This is a genomic window from Haloechinothrix halophila YIM 93223 (assembly GCF_000504245.1).
Lineage (GTDB): Bacteria > Actinomycetota > Actinomycetes > Mycobacteriales > Pseudonocardiaceae > Haloechinothrix_A > Haloechinothrix_A halophila.
On sequence record NZ_KI632509.1, the window covers coordinates 3,069,244 to 3,084,360 of the forward strand.

General features: G+C 70.2%; 14 protein-coding genes and 1 pseudogene. 6 read left to right on the top strand and 9 right to left on the bottom strand.

Going from position 1 to position 15,117, the window contains the following annotated elements:
• Positions 1 to 262: 262 nt before the first annotated feature.
• Positions 263 to 1,273 carry an NADP-dependent oxidoreductase gene (locus tag AMYHA_RS14050; protein WP_034271624.1) on the top strand — a complete coding sequence of 337 codons (1,011 nt, stop codon included), beginning with the start codon at positions 263 to 265 and terminating at the stop codon, positions 1,271 to 1,273.
• A 104-nt stretch (positions 1,274 to 1,377) separates the two neighbouring features.
• Here AMYHA_RS14050 and AMYHA_RS14055 read toward each other — a convergent pair whose 3' ends face one another.
• Together AMYHA_RS14055 and AMYHA_RS14060 are read right to left on the bottom strand one after the other, a co-directional pair.
• Positions 1,378 to 2,040, bottom strand: a complete 663-nt coding sequence (locus AMYHA_RS14055; RefSeq protein WP_231104753.1) for a RibD family protein — start codon at positions 2,038 to 2,040, stop codon at positions 1,378 to 1,380.
• Positions 2,041 to 2,042: 2 nt separating this feature from the next.
• Complete coding sequence (locus tag AMYHA_RS14060) at positions 2,043 to 2,756, bottom strand: CDP-alcohol phosphatidyltransferase family protein (protein WP_034271628.1); 714 nt, start codon at positions 2,754 to 2,756, stop codon at positions 2,043 to 2,045.
• A gap of 159 nt (positions 2,757 to 2,915) precedes the next feature.
• Here AMYHA_RS14060 and AMYHA_RS14065 point away from each other — a divergent pair, with 159 nt between their 5' ends.
• Positions 2,916 to 4,514 carry an LTA synthase family protein gene (locus AMYHA_RS14065; RefSeq protein WP_034271630.1) on the top strand — a complete coding sequence of 533 codons (1,599 nt, stop codon included), beginning with the start codon at positions 2,916 to 2,918 and terminating at the stop codon, positions 4,512 to 4,514.
• On the opposite strand, the gene AMYHA_RS14070 is transcribed toward AMYHA_RS14065, so the two are convergent.
• Entirely contained in the window at positions 4,498 to 4,935 is a 438-nt protein-coding gene (locus AMYHA_RS14070) for a DoxX family protein (protein ID WP_051399904.1), read from the bottom strand. The two genes, AMYHA_RS14065 and AMYHA_RS14070, sit on opposite strands and share 17 nt — an antisense overlap.
• A 66-nt stretch (positions 4,936 to 5,001) precedes the next feature.
• On the opposite strand from AMYHA_RS14070, the gene AMYHA_RS27055 reads away from it, so the two are divergent.
• Entirely contained in the window at positions 5,002 to 5,976 is a 975-nt protein-coding gene (locus AMYHA_RS27055; protein WP_034271633.1) for a zinc-dependent alcohol dehydrogenase, read from the top strand.
• Between the two features lie 15 nt (positions 5,977 to 5,991).
• Here AMYHA_RS27055 and AMYHA_RS26465 read toward each other — a convergent pair.
• Positions 5,992 to 6,651: pseudogene (locus AMYHA_RS26465) on the bottom strand (GTP cyclohydrolase II); the annotation flags it as partial.
• On the opposite strand from AMYHA_RS26465, the gene AMYHA_RS14090 reads away from it, so the two are divergent.
• A complete protein-coding gene (locus tag AMYHA_RS14090) occupies positions 6,609 to 7,325 on the top strand; it encodes a creatininase family protein (protein ID WP_034271638.1) in 717 nt (238 codons plus the stop codon). The pseudogene AMYHA_RS26465 and the gene AMYHA_RS14090 overlap by 43 nt on opposite strands.
• A 32-nt stretch (positions 7,326 to 7,357) precedes the next feature.
• Here AMYHA_RS14090 and AMYHA_RS14095 read toward each other — a convergent pair whose 3' ends face one another.
• From AMYHA_RS14095 to AMYHA_RS14105, 3 genes are read right to left on the bottom strand one after another with little or no spacing between them, the layout of a single operon-like run.
• Complete coding sequence (locus AMYHA_RS14095) at positions 7,358 to 8,176, bottom strand: class I SAM-dependent methyltransferase (protein ID WP_034271640.1); 819 nt, start codon at positions 8,174 to 8,176, stop codon at positions 7,358 to 7,360.
• Positions 8,169 to 9,299 (bottom strand): glycosyltransferase family 4 protein, encoded by a 1,131-nt coding sequence (locus tag AMYHA_RS14100; RefSeq protein WP_034271642.1) that lies wholly within the window; start codon positions 9,297 to 9,299, stop codon positions 8,169 to 8,171. Before AMYHA_RS14100 ends, AMYHA_RS14095 begins: the two co-directional genes overlap by 8 nt.
• Complete coding sequence (locus tag AMYHA_RS14105; protein ID WP_034271644.1) at positions 9,296 to 9,694, bottom strand: 6-pyruvoyl trahydropterin synthase family protein; 399 nt, start codon at positions 9,692 to 9,694, stop codon at positions 9,296 to 9,298. The genes AMYHA_RS14100 and AMYHA_RS14105 overlap by 4 nt, the downstream gene beginning before the upstream one ends.
• A gap of 68 nt (positions 9,695 to 9,762) precedes the next feature.
• Between AMYHA_RS14105 and AMYHA_RS14110 the strand changes: the two genes are divergently transcribed.
• A complete protein-coding gene (locus tag AMYHA_RS14110; RefSeq protein WP_034271646.1) occupies positions 9,763 to 10,506 on the top strand; it encodes an FkbM family methyltransferase in 744 nt (247 codons plus the stop codon).
• 9 nt (positions 10,507 to 10,515) lie between these two features.
• Here AMYHA_RS14110 and AMYHA_RS14115 read toward each other — a convergent pair whose 3' ends face one another.
• Positions 10,516 to 11,883 (bottom strand): aspartate aminotransferase family protein, encoded by a 1,368-nt coding sequence (locus AMYHA_RS14115; protein ID WP_034271648.1) that lies wholly within the window; start codon positions 11,881 to 11,883, stop codon positions 10,516 to 10,518.
• Positions 11,876 to 13,399, bottom strand: a complete 1,524-nt coding sequence (locus AMYHA_RS14120; RefSeq protein ID WP_034271650.1) for a CoA-acylating methylmalonate-semialdehyde dehydrogenase — start codon at positions 13,397 to 13,399, stop codon at positions 11,876 to 11,878. Before AMYHA_RS14120 ends, AMYHA_RS14115 begins: the two co-directional genes overlap by 8 nt.
• A 163-nt stretch (positions 13,400 to 13,562) precedes the next feature.
• Here AMYHA_RS14120 and AMYHA_RS14125 point away from each other — a divergent pair, with 163 nt between their 5' ends.
• Positions 13,563 to 15,116, top strand: coding sequence for a PucR family transcriptional regulator (locus AMYHA_RS14125; protein ID WP_196776897.1), 1,554 nt, complete (start codon positions 13,563 to 13,565; stop codon positions 15,114 to 15,116).
• Position 15,117 lies beyond the last annotated feature (1 nt).

Consider the following 15,117-nt stretch of genomic DNA (forward strand, 5'->3'; position numbering starts at 1 on the left):
AACTGACGGTTCGCCGATCCTGTTCCTACGGTCGAACCTAGCGTTATATTCAGTTGTGCACAACTTAATTGTGTGTAATCTACTTCACCTCAGCCGTCCTGTCGCTGATGGCGCCACCAGAAGCACGAAAGATGCACTCCAGATGTGATCCGGGCCACGACCCTGAGTCGCCCGGGCTATTGACGAGGCGTCGGCACGTCCTGGAAGCTGGGCCACCTGAAGGTAAGCAAGCGCTTAGTCAGCGCAGTCGAGGAGGAGCCAGATGGGCCGCACGAATCACCAGTACCGGCTTGCCGCGCGACCGGTCGGGCTGCCGACGCCTGCCGATTGGGAGTACGTCGCGGAGCCCGTCGCGGAGCCGGGCGACGGCGAGCTGGTGGTCAAGGTGCGCTACCTGTCGCTGGACCCGGCCATGCGCGGCTGGATGAACGAGGGTAAGTCCTACATCCGCCCCGTCGGGATCGGTGAGGTGATGCGCGCGGGCGGCGTGGGTCAGGTGATCGCCTCCCGCAACCCGCGGTTCGCCGTCGGCGACTACGTGTCGGGCACGCTCAACGTGCAGGAATACTGCCTCTCGGACGGAACCGGCCTGACGACGGTCGACCCGGCGCTGCCGCTGCCCGTGTACCTGAGCGTCCTCGGCATGCCCGGCATGACCGCGTACTTCGGCCTGCTCGACATCGGACGACCCGAGCCCGGCCAGACCGTCGTCGTCTCCGGCGCCGCCGGCGCGGTCGGCAGCGTGGTCGGCCAGATCGCCAAGATCAAGGGATGCCGGGTCGTCGGCATCGCGGGCGGTGAGCAGAAGTGCCGCCTGGTCACGGAGCGGTTCGGCTTCGACGCCTGCATCGACTACAAGTCCCAGGACGTGCGCACGGCCCTGCGCGAGACGGCGCCCGATGGTGTCGACGTCTACTTCGACAACGTCGGCGGCGAGGTCCTCGATGCCGCGCTGGCCCGGCTGGCGCGCGGCGCCCGCGTCGTCATCTGTGGCGCGATCTCGCAGTACAACGCCACCGACCAAGTCCGGGGCCCTGCGAATTACATGTCGCTGCTGATCAATCGCGCCTCTATGACCGGGATGGTCGTCTTCGACTACGCCGACCGCTATCCCGAAGCCACTACCGAGCTGGCCGAATGGATGTCGGCAGGCAAGCTCCGGTCGCTGGAGGACATTGTGGACGGTGGCGTGCGGGCATTCCCCGACACCCTGCTGCGGCTGTTCAAGGGCGAGAACACCGGCAAGCTCGTGCTCAAGGTCGCCGACGAGTAAGGGCCGTCCACTGACGACACGAGCCGCCGCTTAGCGTTCCCATCCCAACGTGGCGTGCCCTGCTCTCGGACCGGCGCATGGCTGGGTGCATCCGCTGGCGGTCGTCACCGCGCCAGATAACGCACCAAGACGACGTCGCCGACCGGCCTGGTCTCGGCAAGGCGCATCCGCCGGGTCGGCCCACCCGGGTAGCTGGCGGGGTTGAGGAAGCGCGGCGCGTCTCGTTGTCCGACGACGATCGGCGCGATGGCCAGGTGGATCTCGTCGGCGAGACCGCGGGAAAGGAACCCCGTGTGGATCTGGCCGCCACCTTCGACCATGAGCCGGCGTACGCCACGGCTGCCCAGGTCGTCGAGCAACGCACCCAAGTCGATCTCGGCGCCGAGATCGACGACGTCGGCCAGCCCTGCCAGCCGGGTCCGTAACCGGCTCGCCGCCGGGGCGGCGGTGTAGACCAGCTTGCTGCCGCCGTGCTGCCAGAACCGCAGGCCGGGGTCGAGGTCACCGCTGGCGGTGACCGTCACCTTGTGCGGGTGCTCCGGCGACCCGCGCGCGATCCGCTCCGTCCGCCGCCGCTCGCTGACCACCAGCCGTGGATTGTCGGCCCGGATGGTTCCCGCGCCAACGAGAATGGCGTCGCAGTCCGCCCGCACCCGGTCGACGCGGTCCCTGTCCTCGGCGCCGGAGAGCACCAGCGTCTGGGCGCCGGTGTCGTCGATGCAACCATCGATGCTGGTGGCGACGCTGAGCAGGACGTATGGGCGCACCGCTATCTCCTTCGCCATAGCCACACGGCGTCACGGCCGAACGACCAGACGAGCAACGTGAGCGCCAGCCCGACGAGCACCGACTCCGCCACTCGTCCGAACACGCCTGCGCTTGCCGCGACGAGCACGATACCTTGCGCTGCGGCGACGGCCTTGCGGGCGAAGCTCGGCGGCAGCGGGGCGCGCAGCCACGACAACACCCAGCCCGCCGCGACGAAGGCGTACCGCATCCCCCCGACGGCTAGCACCCAAGGGCCCAGCGACGTCGTGAGGAACACGCTGAGCGCGGCGAGCAGGAATGCGTCGACCTCCATATCGAAGCGCGCGCCCAGCGCGGACACCGTTCCGGTCGCGCGGGCCACCCGGCCGTCCACGGCGTCGAGGATCAACGCCACCGTCGCGATCGACACCAGGACCGCCGGTACCGCCGACCGGCCGCCGAGGTCGGCGGCCACGATGGCGGTCACCGAGCCGACCAACGTTGACCGGGTCAGGGTGACGATGTCGGCCGGACCGAGTCGCCCTGCTGGCGAACGACGCACGGCCGCGGCCAGCAACGCGTTGGAGATCACGCCGTACCCGACACCTGCCAGCCACCCGGCGGGCCCGAGCCCCCATCCGGCCGACAGCACGGCGAGCTGAGCCAGCTGGCCGGCCAGTCCCACCGCCGGCCCGCGCAACGCAGCAGGCAGGCGCCCGCGTTCGGCTATGGTCACGGTCTGAATCGTAACCGCGGTTGGGATCTTCGCCTCGGCCCAGCGAGGGTAGGGCGGCAGCCCTGCCCGAGTGGCCGAACACCGCAGCCTGCTCGCGGCGGTGACCCGACAACTGGCGAAGGTCACAGAGCTGCAAAACAGACACGACAGGGGCAGCCGATGGAGCCGACGACGACCGCGCGGCAGAGCCGCCGTGTCGCGGCGCTCGCGGTCACCGTCCTGGCCGTTCTGCTGGTGGCGTTCGCGCTGCTCGCCCCGGACGACGGCCGTCTCACGCCGTGGTCCTTCGCCCGGATCCCAGTGGAGGCACTGGTCGCCGTCCCGGTGCTGCTGCTCCTCCCGGCGCGGGTGCGGCGCGTGGTCGCGGTCGGCCTCGGGGCGGCGGCCGGCCTGCTGATCCTGCTGACGGTCCTCGACATGGGCTTTCAGTCGACGCTCGGCAGGCCGTTCCACCCGGCGTTCGACTGGAGTTCGTTCGGGCCAGCCGTGGCGCTCCTAGTCGCCGAGGTCGGCAGCGCGGCGGCCATCGCGCTTGTCGTGGTCGCGGCAGGGATCGCGGTGGGGCTGCTGATCGCGGGCGCCGCCGCGGTGGTGCGGCTGACCCGGGTCGCCGTCGAGCACCGCCGCACGGCGACCCGCACCACGGTGGCGCTCGGGCTGGTGTGGCTCGCCTGCGCGATCTCCGGTGTGCAGATCGTCCCAGGCGAGCCGGTCGCCGCACGCAGCGCCGCGGCCACCACGTACGACCGGATACGCCAGGTGGGCACGGATTTCCGGGATCAGCGGCGGTTCGCCGCCGACATGGCCGTCGACGCGTTCCGGGACGTCCCGGGCGAGGACCTGCTCACGGCGCTGCGCGGCAAGGACGTCGTCATCGCCTTCGTCGAGAGCTACGGCCGGGTCGCGCTCGAGCATCCGGACATCGCACCGCGCGTGACGCGGGTGCTCACCGCGGGGGACCGCGGCCTCCACACCGCCGGATTCGCCACCCGGAGCGCGTTCCTCGCCTCCCCGACGTCGGGCGGCACAAGCTGGCTGGCGCACGCCACGTTGCAGTCCGGCCTGTGGGTGGACAACCCACTGCGCTACGACAGCCTGGTCGGGGGCGATCGGCTGACTCTCAGCGGCGCGTTCCGCAGGGCGGGCTGGCGCACCGCTGGCGTCGTGCCCGCGAACACCGAGGACTGGCCCGAGCGTGAGTTCTACGGCATCGACGGGTACTACGACTCCCGCGACATCGCCTACCGCGGCCCACGCTTCTCGTTCGAGACGATCCCCGACCAGTACACCCTGGCGGCCTTCCATCGTGCGGAGGTCGTCGGCGCGCACGCGCCGGTGATGGCGGAGATCGACCTGGTCTCGAGCCACTGGCCGTGGCGCCCGGTCCCGCCGCTGGTTTCGTGGTCCGATCTCGGCGACGGCTCGGTCCTCGCGGGCAAGCCCAGCCACTCGCCGGATGGGGTGCGCACCGCGTACGCCGAGTCCATCGCGTACTCGCTGCGCACGCTGATCTCCTACGCCCGCACCCACGGCGACGACGACCTCGTGCTGATCTTCCTCGGGGATCACCAGCCGGTCTCGATGGTCACCGGTGAGCAGGCGGGCCGGGACGTGCCGATCACGATCGTCACCCGTGACGAAGGCGTCCTCGACCGGATCGCAGGATGGGGCTGGCAGCCCAGCCTGCGGCCACGCGAGGGCGCCCCGGTGTGGCCCATGGACGCCTTCCGCGACCGGTTCCTCACCGCCTTCGGCTGAGCACCCGCCTGGCCAGGTCCGGCAGCGCCTTGGTCTGCGGCCACCGGTACCAGGCCACCAGCGCGAAGAGCACGAGCAGCTCGGCGGGCAGCACCGCACCGGCTGCCGTGCGCACCGTCAGCTCGGTCGTGATGGCTCCGATCATGACGCCGACCAGCCCCATCGCGGCCAGTCCCGCCAGCGCCGGTATCAGCAGACCAATCGCGCCCGCCACCTCGACGGTGGCGGTGAAGTGGCGGAACCATTGGCCGAACCCGATCCGTTCGAAGGTCTCGATGTTGTACGCCCCGCCTTGGTACAGCGGGATGGCCGACTGGACAACCAGGAACACCGCGAGAGCGATCTGCAGGAGCCAGCACACAGCGTTGAGCACTGTCTTGTCGTACGGTGTGCGGCGGGCGAACGAACTGTCCTGTGCCATTGCTGCTGTCCTTCCCGACTAGCTGGTTCACGATAGGGTGCGGAGATCACGAATCGGGGGTTGTCGATGGAGCGCACGGCACACGCCTATTGGTTGCGCTCCCCCGGCGCTGGTGAGATCCAGCCGGTCCCGCTGCCCGCCGTCGGTCCTGGTGAGGTCGGCATCCGCACGCTGTACTCGGCGGTGAGCCGAGGGACGGAGGCGCTGGTCTTCGGCGGCCGGGTGCCGCCCAGTCAGCATAAGGCCATGCGCGCGCCGTTCCAGGACGGCGAGTTCCCCGGCCCGGTCAAGTACGGCTATCTCAACGTCGGGGTCGTCGAAGAGGGTGAGCCTGAGCTACGTGGCAGGCCGGTGTTCTGCCTCTACCCGCACCAGACGCGCTACGTCGTGCCGACCAGCGCGGTGACCCCGGTTCCCGACGGTGTCCCGCCGGAACGGGCGGTGCTCGCGGGCACGCTCGAGACGGCGGTGAACGCCGCGTGGGACGCCGCACCGCTGGTCGGCGACCGGATCGCCGTCGTAGGGGCAGGCATGGTTGGCTGCGCGGTCGCCGGGGTACTGGCGACGCTCCCTGGTGCGCGGGTGCAGCTCATCGACATCGACCCGTCGCGGGCGCTGATCGCCGACACCTTGGGGGTGGCGTTCGCCAACCCGCCCGACGCGCACGGCGACTGCGATGTGGTCTTTCACGCCAGCGGCACCTCGGCGGGCCTTAGGCGTTCCCTCGAACTGCTCGCGGCGGACGGCAACGTGATCGAGCTGAGCTGGTACGGCGATCGTGAGGTCACGCTGCCGCTCGGCGAGGCGTTCCACTCGCGACGGTTGACCATCCGCGGCAGCCAGGTGGGCATGCTGCCGCAGGCGCAGCGCGGTCGCCGCTCGTTCGCCGACAGGATGGCGCTAGCCCTCCAGTTGCTCGCCGACCCCGCGTTCGACGCCCTCATCACCGGGGAGAGCGCGTTCGACGACCTGCCCGCCATCATGCCCCGGCTGACTGACGGCACCCTCCCCGCGCTGTGCCATCGCATCCGGTACCCGTAGGTGCGGAAGCTCGTGGCCGAGCCGGTCCCGTTTCGCGGTCAGATACCGCGCGTTGTGGTCGTTCGGGCGGACCAGCAGCGGCACCCGCGCGGTGACCCGGATGCCGTGCGACCGCAGGGCACGAACCTTCTCGCGGTTGTTCGTCAGCAACCGCACCGACCGCACGCCAAGATGCCCGAGCACCCGCGCGGCAGGCCCGAAATCCCTGACGTCTACCGGCAGGCCGAGCGCCGTGGCTGAGTCGACGGTGTCCAGCCCGGCATTGTCTTGCAGGGCGTGCGTTTTCAACTTGGCCAGCAGGCCGATGCCCCGCCCCTCGTGGCCGCGCAAGTACACCACGATGCCGTTGCCTTCGCGCAGGATCGCGTCGAACGCCGCGTCGAGCTGCTGCCCGCATTCGCAACGCATGGCGCCGAAGACGTCACCAGTGAGGCACTCGGAGTGAACCCGCATCAGTACGTCAGCCCGCCGCTCACCGAGGACCAGCGCGAGATGCTCGTGGCCATCGACCGGATCGCGGAAGGCGACCGCGCGAAAGACCCCTCGGCTGGTGACCAGATCGGACTCCGCCACGTCGTCGGCGGCGATCCCATGCTCGATCGCACCTTCGCTCATCGGCCTAGGGTACGGGCATGACCGACCCAGATCCCTGCCTCGTGCCACTGGACACCACATCCGACGAGGTCCATCGCACGGCGAGCGTCGCCGTCCTGCCGATAGGCAGCTTCGAACAGCACGGCCCGTGCCTCCCGCTGGCCACCGACACCCTCATCGCGTGCGCCATCGCGCGGGAGATCGCCGACAGCTATCCGGTGCGGCGCCTGCCGCCGCTGACGATCTCCTGCTCACACGAGCACGCCGCCTGGCAGGGCACGGTGAGCATCTCGTCGGGCACCCTCGCCGCGATGGTCCGCGACATCGCGAGTTCGCTGCACACCGGGCTGGTCCTGGTCAACGGGCATGGCGGGAACTACGTGCTCGGCAATGTGGTGCAGGAGGCCAACGCCGCTGGGCATCGCATGGCGTTGTTCCCCGGTCCGCTCGATTGGCAGGCCGCGCTGGCCGCCGCCGGTATCGTGACCCCGCTGGACAGCGACATGCACGCCGGTGAGATCGAGACGTCCATCCTGCTCGACAGCCATCCGGAGGCCGTGAGGGACGGCTACTCCGATACCGACCACCTGGCCGACGACCGGCGCCACCTGCTCACCCTCGGGCTGTCGCCCTACTCCGATTCGGGCGTCGTCGGCCGGCCGTCGCTGGCGTCGGCGGCGAAGGGCAGGGCCTTGCTCACGAGCCTGGCCGCGTCCTTCGCCGACTACCACGCCGTCCTGACCCCGGGGTCGTGAGTGGCGATCAGTGTTCTAACCCTGCTACGCACTCACGACGGTGTCCGGCCACGGGCCAGTAGATCCACGTGGTGGACGGTCACGCGCAACCGCCCGGCCGCGCACGCGCGCAGCCGCCGTGGCAGATAGTCCCCGACGTCGGCGGTGAGGTCCGGTCGCTGCTCGACGGCGGCCTCGCACCACTCCCGCAGCCACCGCGTGGTCAACGCGGTCTGTCCGGCACCGAGGTGCCAGCGGCTCGGCCCGCTGAGCACCCGCCAGCCGCGGCTCAGGAAGGCCGCCGCCGTGACCGAGGGCGCGTCCGGGCCGAGCAGCCTGCCGCGTCCGGCCACGGCACGTCGCTGGTGATCGTTGAAGGCGTCGCGGATCTTCGCATCCATCGGATCGGCCGGTAGCAGCTCGACCCGTCCGACGACCGACACGGTGAACAGCGCCGGGCACCCGGCGGTGACGCAGGCATCGGCGAGCGACTCGATGTCCTCCTGGCTGAGCAGGTCCAGCAACGCCGACCCGGTCACCAGGGAGGTTCCCGCGAGGTCGGCGGCCCGCAGCCGGGCGAGGTCGGAGTGGTCGATGTGGGTCGTCACCGGAGTGCCGTCCGCGGTGTTGACAGTCCTGGCCGTGGCACACGCCAGCAGGTCCGCGTCGTGGTCGTGCAGGATCCATCGCTGTGGTCCCGGCAGGCGCGGGGCCAGCCACCGGAGGTTCGCGCCGGTGCCGCAGCCGAGGTCGCGCACCACCAGCGGGCCGTCCGGCAGACACCCGCGCAGCGGATCGAGCAGCTCGACCGCGCGGGCGGCCGCGTCGGCTTCTTCCCGCAGGGCCAACCACTCGGGCGCCGCCTTACTCACGGGTACTCCCCGCTGGCGCGCGAAGCACATCGGCCATCCGTCGCGCGGCAACCGGCCACCGTTCAAGGGAATCCCTGCGTAGCCGGGCCGCTGCCCGCAGCTGGTGCCGGAGCGCGGCGTCGGTCAGCCAGCCGCGCAGCGCGACGGCGAGCTCGGCCGAGTCGTCCGGAGCCACCAGCAGTCCGGGGCGACCGGCCGAGGTGTCCCCGAGCGCCTCCGGCACGCCGCCGACGCCGGACCCGACGACAGGGATGCCTCGAGCCAGCGCCTCGGTCACCACCATCCCGTAGGACTCCGCCCGCGACGGCAGCACCACCAGGTCGCAGGCGGCGTACATCTCCCCCACTTGCTCCCAGGTGTGGGCACCGACCACCTCGGTCCGGCCGGTGAGGCCGAGTCGTTCGATCCGCCCGTGCAGGTCGGCGACAAAACGAGGATCGCGTGACGGACCGACGCACCGGCAGTGCCACGTCAGATCCGCCAGCCGGGCCAGCGCATCGATGAGCACGTCTTGTCCCTTGAGCGGAGAAAGCGAGCCCACGCACAGCACGAGGGGAACGGGGCCTTCCCCGTCGGGGGGTGTGGGGGCGCTCCCCCACAAGAGTCCGCCACCCGTCGCCGAGCCAGCGGCGAGCGGCGCACGATCCGCCCCCGGCGGGACGACCTCGACCGCGCCCAGCCCGTGCCGAGCGGCGAGCCGCCGTGCGGTCGCCGTGCTGGTCGCCACCACGGCGGCCGCCGCGGCCAGCGTCTTCCGCTCGCACCGATCCAGCTCGGCCGCGACGTCGCCGGACAGGCCTACGTCGTCCGCCAGCGGCATGTGCACCAGCACGGCCAGCCGCAGCCGCGCGGCCCGTGGCACGACGACCTCGGGGACGCCACAGGCGAGCAGCCCGTCTACCAGCACGACGGCGCCGTCGGGCACCGAATCAAGCGACAGGGCGAGCTCCGCCCGGGCTGCCTCGGCGGGCCGTGGCCACGCGCCAGCCACCGCGATCTGCCGCACGTCGAGCCCGGTCGCCGCCAGGCCATCGCGTATCCGCCGGTCGTACACGTTGCCGCCGCTCGGCGCGGTCTCGTCGTCGATGCCGCCCGGCACGACCAGCACGACACCGGTCGTCATAACGCCCGCTCGTAACGTGCCCAGGCCACGTGGGACTCGTGGAGTGTCACGGTGATCGCGGCCAGGCCGCGCGCCCCGTCACCAAACGCCCCTGCGGTGACCCGCTCCGCCAGCCGGTCGGCGATCACCTTCGCGAGGAACTCGGTCGTCGTGTTGACGCCTGCGAAGGCCGGATCGTCGTCGATGTTGCGATAGTTGAGGGGCGCCAGCACCTCGGCCAGCTCGCGGGAGGCGGCACCGATGTCGACGACGACGTTGTCGGCGTCGAGCTCAGCACGCTGGAACGTGGCGTCGACGACGAACGTCGCACCGTGCAGCCGCTGCGCGGGCCCGAACACCTCGCCACGAAAGCTGTGCGCGACCATCACGTGATCGCGAACCGTGACACTGAACATCGCGAGCTCCCGTCGTCTCGGCCTCGACATACCGGAGCGTAACGGCCGGAGCGGGGTACGGTCGTCAGGTGCTCAGCCGCGCCAAGGGAATCGCCCGCTCACTGGCCATGTACCACGGCGTGCCAGGCAGGCGCCGCCGGATGGTGCGGTTCTTCGGCGAGTTCCTTGGGCCAGGGGACGTCGCGTTCGACGTCGGCGCCCACGTCGGGAGCCGGGTGGCCGCGTGGCGCACGCTGGGCGCACGAGTGATCGCCGTCGAACCGCAACCCGACTGCGTGCGCGTGCTGCGGCTGCTCTACGGGCGAGACCCCGATGTGGCGATCGTGCCGCTCGCCGTCGGCGCCCGCCCCGGCAGGGCCAGGATGGGCATATCCACAGCGACGCCGACGGTCTCGTCGCTGTCGACCGACTGGATCGAGTCGGTCCGCGCTGACCGCCGCTTCACCCGCGTGCGGTGGGACTCGTCCATCGACGTGGCCGTGATGACGCTCGACGACCTCATCGCACGGCACGGTGAGCCGGCATTCTGCAAGATCGATGTGGAGGGCTTCGAGGTCGATGTCCTCACCGGACTCAGCAGGCCGCTGCGCGCCCTGTCGTTCGAGTACTTGCCCCCTGCCCACGACGCGGCCATCGAGGCGCTGGAGCGGGTAGACCGACTCGGCGCCGGTGGCTACCGCTACAACTACTCCCCCGTCGAAACCATGCGGTGGGCCAGCGAGCGCTGGCTGGATGCCGAGGATCTCGTGCGGTTGCTCGACCGGTTCCGGCCTCTCGGCCGTTCCGGCGACGTCTACGCCCGCCTGGCCTAACCGCCGGGGTCAGCCCACCGTCGCGCGGACTTCGGTCAGGGCCGCATCGAGAATCTCGATCCCTTCGCGGGCTTCCTCGGCGGTCGTCGTCATCGGCGGGACCGCGTGGATACGGTTGAAGTTCACGAACGGAAGCAGACCGCGCCGCCGGCAGGCCGCGACGACCTCGGACATCGCCTCGCTGGTTCCGCCGTACGGCGCGAGCGGCTCGCGCGTCGCCTGGTCGGCCACCAGCTCGATGGCCCAGAACACGCCGGTTCCCCTGACCTCGCCGATCCAGTCGTGCCTGGCAGCCAGCTCCCGCAGCCCTGGCCCGAAGACGTCCTCGCCGAGGGCGGCCGCGTGCTCGACGAGACCGTCGTTCTCCATCGTCTCGATGGTGGCGACCGCCGCGGCGCAGGCGAGCGGATGACCCGAGTAAGTGAGTCCGCCGGGATACGGCCGCTCGGCGAAGGTCGAATAGATGGCTTCGTTGATGGCCACACCACCGAGCGGAACGTAGCCGGAGTTCACGCCCTTGGCGAAGGTCAGCAGGTCCGGGACGACCGGGCCTGCCGAACCAGCACTCCCATGCTCGATGGCGAACCACGTGCCTGCCCGGCCGAAGCCGGACATCACCTCATCGGCGATGAACACGATGCCGAACCGGTCGCACAGCTCCCGGACACCGGCGAGATAACCGGGCGGCGGGACCATGATGCCCGCCGTGCCCGGGATCGACTCCAGCATGATGGCGGCGATCGTCGACGGGCCTTCGAGCGTGATGACCTGTTCCAGATGGGCCAGCGCGCGCTGGCACTCTTCCTCCTCCGTCGTCGCCGAGAAGGCGCTGCGGTACAGGAACGGGCCGAAGAAGTGCACGACCCCTGCCGACCCGGTGTCGTTCGACCACCTACGGGGCTCGCCGGTGACGTTGACCGCGAGGTCGGTGCCACCGTGGTAGGAGCGGTAGGTGGACAGCACCTTCGAACGACCGGTGTGCAGCCGCGCCATCCGGATGGCGTGCTCGTTGGCGTCCGCTCCGCCGTTGGTGAAGAACACCCGGTTGAGGTCGCCAGGCGTGTGCGCGGCGATCAGCCGCGCGGCCTCGGAGCGGGCGCCGTTGACGTGGTTGGGCGCCACCGTGCACAGCGTCGCAGCCTGGTCCTGAACCGCGCGGACGATGGCGGGGTGCTGGTGTCCGAGGTTGGTGAACACCAGCTGGGACGTGAAGTCGAGCAGCCGGTTGCCGTCGCGGTCCCATACGTAGGCCCCCTCGGCCTTGGTGACCACCATCGGGTCCAGCTTCGCCTGGGCGGACCAGGAGTGGAAGACGTGCTTGCGGTCCAGGTCGTAGGCGCGGTCGGCGTCGAACATGGCCGTGAACTCCTCAGTCATTCTGCGGGAACCCCAGTTCGAGGCCGCCCTCCGGCCGGGCGGCAGGGTTGATCCAGCGGGTGGTGACGACCTTGGCGCGGGTGAAGAAGTGCACGCCCTCGGTGCCGTGCGCGTGGGTGTCGCCGAACAGCGAACGCTTCCAACCGCCGAACGAGTAATAGGCTACCGGGACCGGAATCGGCACGTTCACGCCGATCATGCCGACCTGGACGTCGGACTCGAAGCGCCGCGCCGCACCGCCGTCATTGGTGAAGATCGCGGTGCCGTTGCCGTACTCGTTGGCGTTGATGAGCTCGACGGCCTCGTCGTACGACGACGCCCGCACCACGGCGAGGACAGGGCCGAAGATCTCCTCGGTGTAGATGTCCATGTCCGGTGTGACGTGGTCGAACAGTGTCGGGCCGAGCCAGTGGCCGTCCTGCTCGCCACGGGCCTCGACGGTGCGGCCGTCGATGACGAGCTTGGCACCCGCCCGCTCGCCGGAGGCGACGAACCCGGCGACCCTGTCCCGGTGCGCCTTGGTGACCAGTGGCCCCATGTCGGCTTCGGCGCCGTCCGGGCCGTCACCTTTGCGGCCGTCTCCGGTCACCAGCGTCCGCGTGCGCTCGGCGATCCGCGCGACGAGGTCGTCACCGACCGGATCGACCGCGACCAGCACGCTGATGGCCATGCACCGCTCGCCCGCGCTGCCGTACCCGGCGTTGACCGCGGCGTCGGCGGCGAGATCGAGATCGGCGTCGGGCAGCACGACCATGTGGTTCTTGGCGCCGCCGAGGGCCTGCACCCGCTTGCCGTGTCTGCTGGCCTCCTCGTAGACGTACTTCGCGATCGGGGTGGACCCGACGAAACTGATCGCGGCCACGTCCTGGCTGTGCAGCAGCGCGTCGACGGCGACCTTGTCGCCCTGCAGCACGTTGAACACGCCGTCGGGAAGGCCAGCTTCCTTCCAGAGGTTCGCGATCCACAGGGCGGCGGACGGGTCCTTCTCGCTCGGCTTGAGGACCACCGTGTTCCCCGAGGCGATAGCGATCGGGAAGAACCACATCGGGACCATGGCCGGGAAGTTGAACGGACTGATGATCCCGACGACGCCGAGCGGGTCGCGCTTGGAGTGGACGTCGACGCCGGTCGACGCGCTCTCGGAGTAGCCGCCCTTGAGCAGATGCGAGATGCCGCACGCGAACTCGACGACCTCCTGACCTCGGGTGATCTCACCGAGGGCGTCGGAATAGACCTTGCCGTGTTCGGCCGTGATCAGGTGCGCCAGTTCCTCCTTGCGGCTGTTGAGCAGCTCGCGGAAGGCGAACAGGATCTGCGTGCGCTTGGCCAGTGAGGTCTCGCCCCAGGCCTTGGCTGCCGTCGCGGCCGACGCGATGACGTGCTGGGCGTCGTGCTCGCCGGCGAGCGCGACGCGGCCGGAAACCTGCCCGGTGGCTGGGTTGGTGACATCTGCCCAGTGGTCGGACGTGCCCGCGAACTCGGCGCCGTCGACCCAGTGTGCGATCGAGGTGGTCATGTGGTGGCTCCTTCGGTGTCGAAACCTCACGCTAACCCGCGGCACGGTTCGACCTCGTCCGACAGAGTGTAGGATTTCGGCACATGATCCGACGCTTTGTCAGGGCTTGTCGTCACCGGAAGGCAGTTTCATGGCCGTTGTGACTGTCGCAGAGGTGCTCCAGATGCCCGTGCTGCGCGCGGCGGGCCCCGAGGTTCTCGCGGGGAAGTCTGGGCTGGACCGCCAGGTGCGCTGGGTGCACACCACCGAGCTGGCCGATATCGCGCCGCTACTGCGCGGTGGGGATCTTGTGCTGAGCACCGGCATCGCGTTCCCTGATACCGCAGAGGAGCTGGACGCGCTGGCGCGGAGCCTGGACGACAGCGACGCGGCGGGTCTGCTCATCGAACTGGGCCGCCGGTGGACGTCCGTTCCCGCACCGCTGGTCACCGCGTGTGAGCGGCTGACCCTGCCACTCATCGCACTGACCCGCGAGGTGCGGTTCGCCGCCATTACCCAGACCGTGGGCGAGCGGATCGTGGACGAGCAGCTCACGGAGCTGCGCGAGGCCGAGCGGGTGCACGACACCTTCACCGCGCTGAGCATGGAGGAGGCGGGCCCCGACGAGATCCTGGCGGCCGTGCAGCGCCTCGCTGGCGCCGCTGTCGTCCTTGAGGACGAACAACACCGGGTGTTGGACTACCGGGCAGGCCCCGGCGACATCGCCGGTTTCCTCGCTGACTGGCAGTCGCGATCCCGCGCCGTCGAGCATGCCGAGCGCACCACGTGGGATGCGACGAACGGCTGGCTCATCACGAGGCTCGGCAAACGAGACGCAGGTTGGGGACGGCTGATCGTGCAGGCCCCGGCCACTCCCCCGCAGCGGCTCACCGTAGTGGCCGAGCGTGCCGCCGCCGCGTTGGCGATGCACCGGCTGCAGGACCGGCATCGCGACAGCCTCGTCCGGCGCACCCATCAGGAGCTGCTACTCGGTCTGCTCGCCGATCCGACCGATCCCGACCTGCTGCGCCGCTGCGAGCTGTCCGGGCTGCCCACGACGAAGCGCACCTTCGTCGGGCTCGCGATTCGCCCGCGACCGCGGACAGCCGGTCAGGACAGCCTCACACCGTCGTTAGTGGACGATGTGCTCGCCTCGGTGGTACACGCGGTGCACGGTACGCGAACCTCGGCCCTGGTGGGCGAGATCGACCGCGATGTGCGGGTACTGCTGTCGTTCGCGCCGTCGGCACGGCACGAGCGTGCCGTCGAGAAGCTGGCGGCACGCGTGGCCGACCGGCATACCGTCGTCATCGGTGCGGGCCGGGCGGTGAACAAGGCCGCACACATCGACCGCACGCTGCGCGAGTCGCAGCACGTCGTGGAATCCGTACACGCTAGCGCGGGTGGCAGGCTCGTCCACCGGCTCGAAGACGTCCACCTGCGCGGCTTACTGACGATGCTGGGCGAGGACGAACGAGTGCACGCGTTCGTCACGCGCGAGCTGGACGCGCTCAAGGAGCACGACGAGGACAATGGTGGCGACCTGCTGGTGGTGCTTCGGGCGCTGCTTGAGCATCCGACGAGCAAGTCCGACGCCGCCGCCGCGGTCCACCTGTCCCGTGCCGCGTTCTATGACCGGCTCGCCAAGATCGAGCGGCTGCTCGGCGTGGACCTCGACGATCCCGACATCCGGGTGTCGCTGCACGTGGCGCTGCTCGCCGACGAGGTAGCGCGATAGC

Coding starts and splice junctions, on each gene's coding strand:
- AMYHA_RS14065 (WP_034271630.1), top strand. CDS start 2,916: ATGGAGCCGACGACGACCGCGCGGCAGAGCCGCCGTGTCGCGGCGCTC.
- AMYHA_RS14105 (WP_034271644.1), bottom strand. CDS start 9,694: ATGTTCAGTGTCACGGTTCGCGATCACGTGATGGTCGCGCACAGCTTT.
- AMYHA_RS27055 (WP_034271633.1), top strand. CDS start 5,002: ATGGAGCGCACGGCACACGCCTATTGGTTGCGCTCCCCCGGCGCTGGT.
- AMYHA_RS14120 (WP_034271650.1), bottom strand. CDS start 13,399: ATGACCACCTCGATCGCACACTGGGTCGACGGCGCCGAGTTCGCGGGC.
- AMYHA_RS14100 (WP_034271642.1), bottom strand. CDS start 9,299: ATGACGACCGGTGTCGTGCTGGTCGTGCCGGGCGGCATCGACGACGAG.
- AMYHA_RS14090 (WP_034271638.1), top strand. CDS start 6,609: ATGACCGACCCAGATCCCTGCCTCGTGCCACTGGACACCACATCCGAC.
- AMYHA_RS14050 (WP_034271624.1), top strand. CDS start 263: ATGGGCCGCACGAATCACCAGTACCGGCTTGCCGCGCGACCGGTCGGG.
- AMYHA_RS14125 (WP_196776897.1), top strand. CDS start 13,563: ATGCCCGTGCTGCGCGCGGCGGGCCCCGAGGTTCTCGCGGGGAAGTCT.
- AMYHA_RS14115 (WP_034271648.1), bottom strand. CDS start 11,883: ATGACTGAGGAGTTCACGGCCATGTTCGACGCCGACCGCGCCTACGAC.
- AMYHA_RS14070 (WP_051399904.1), bottom strand. CDS start 4,935: ATGGCACAGGACAGTTCGTTCGCCCGCCGCACACCGTACGACAAGACA.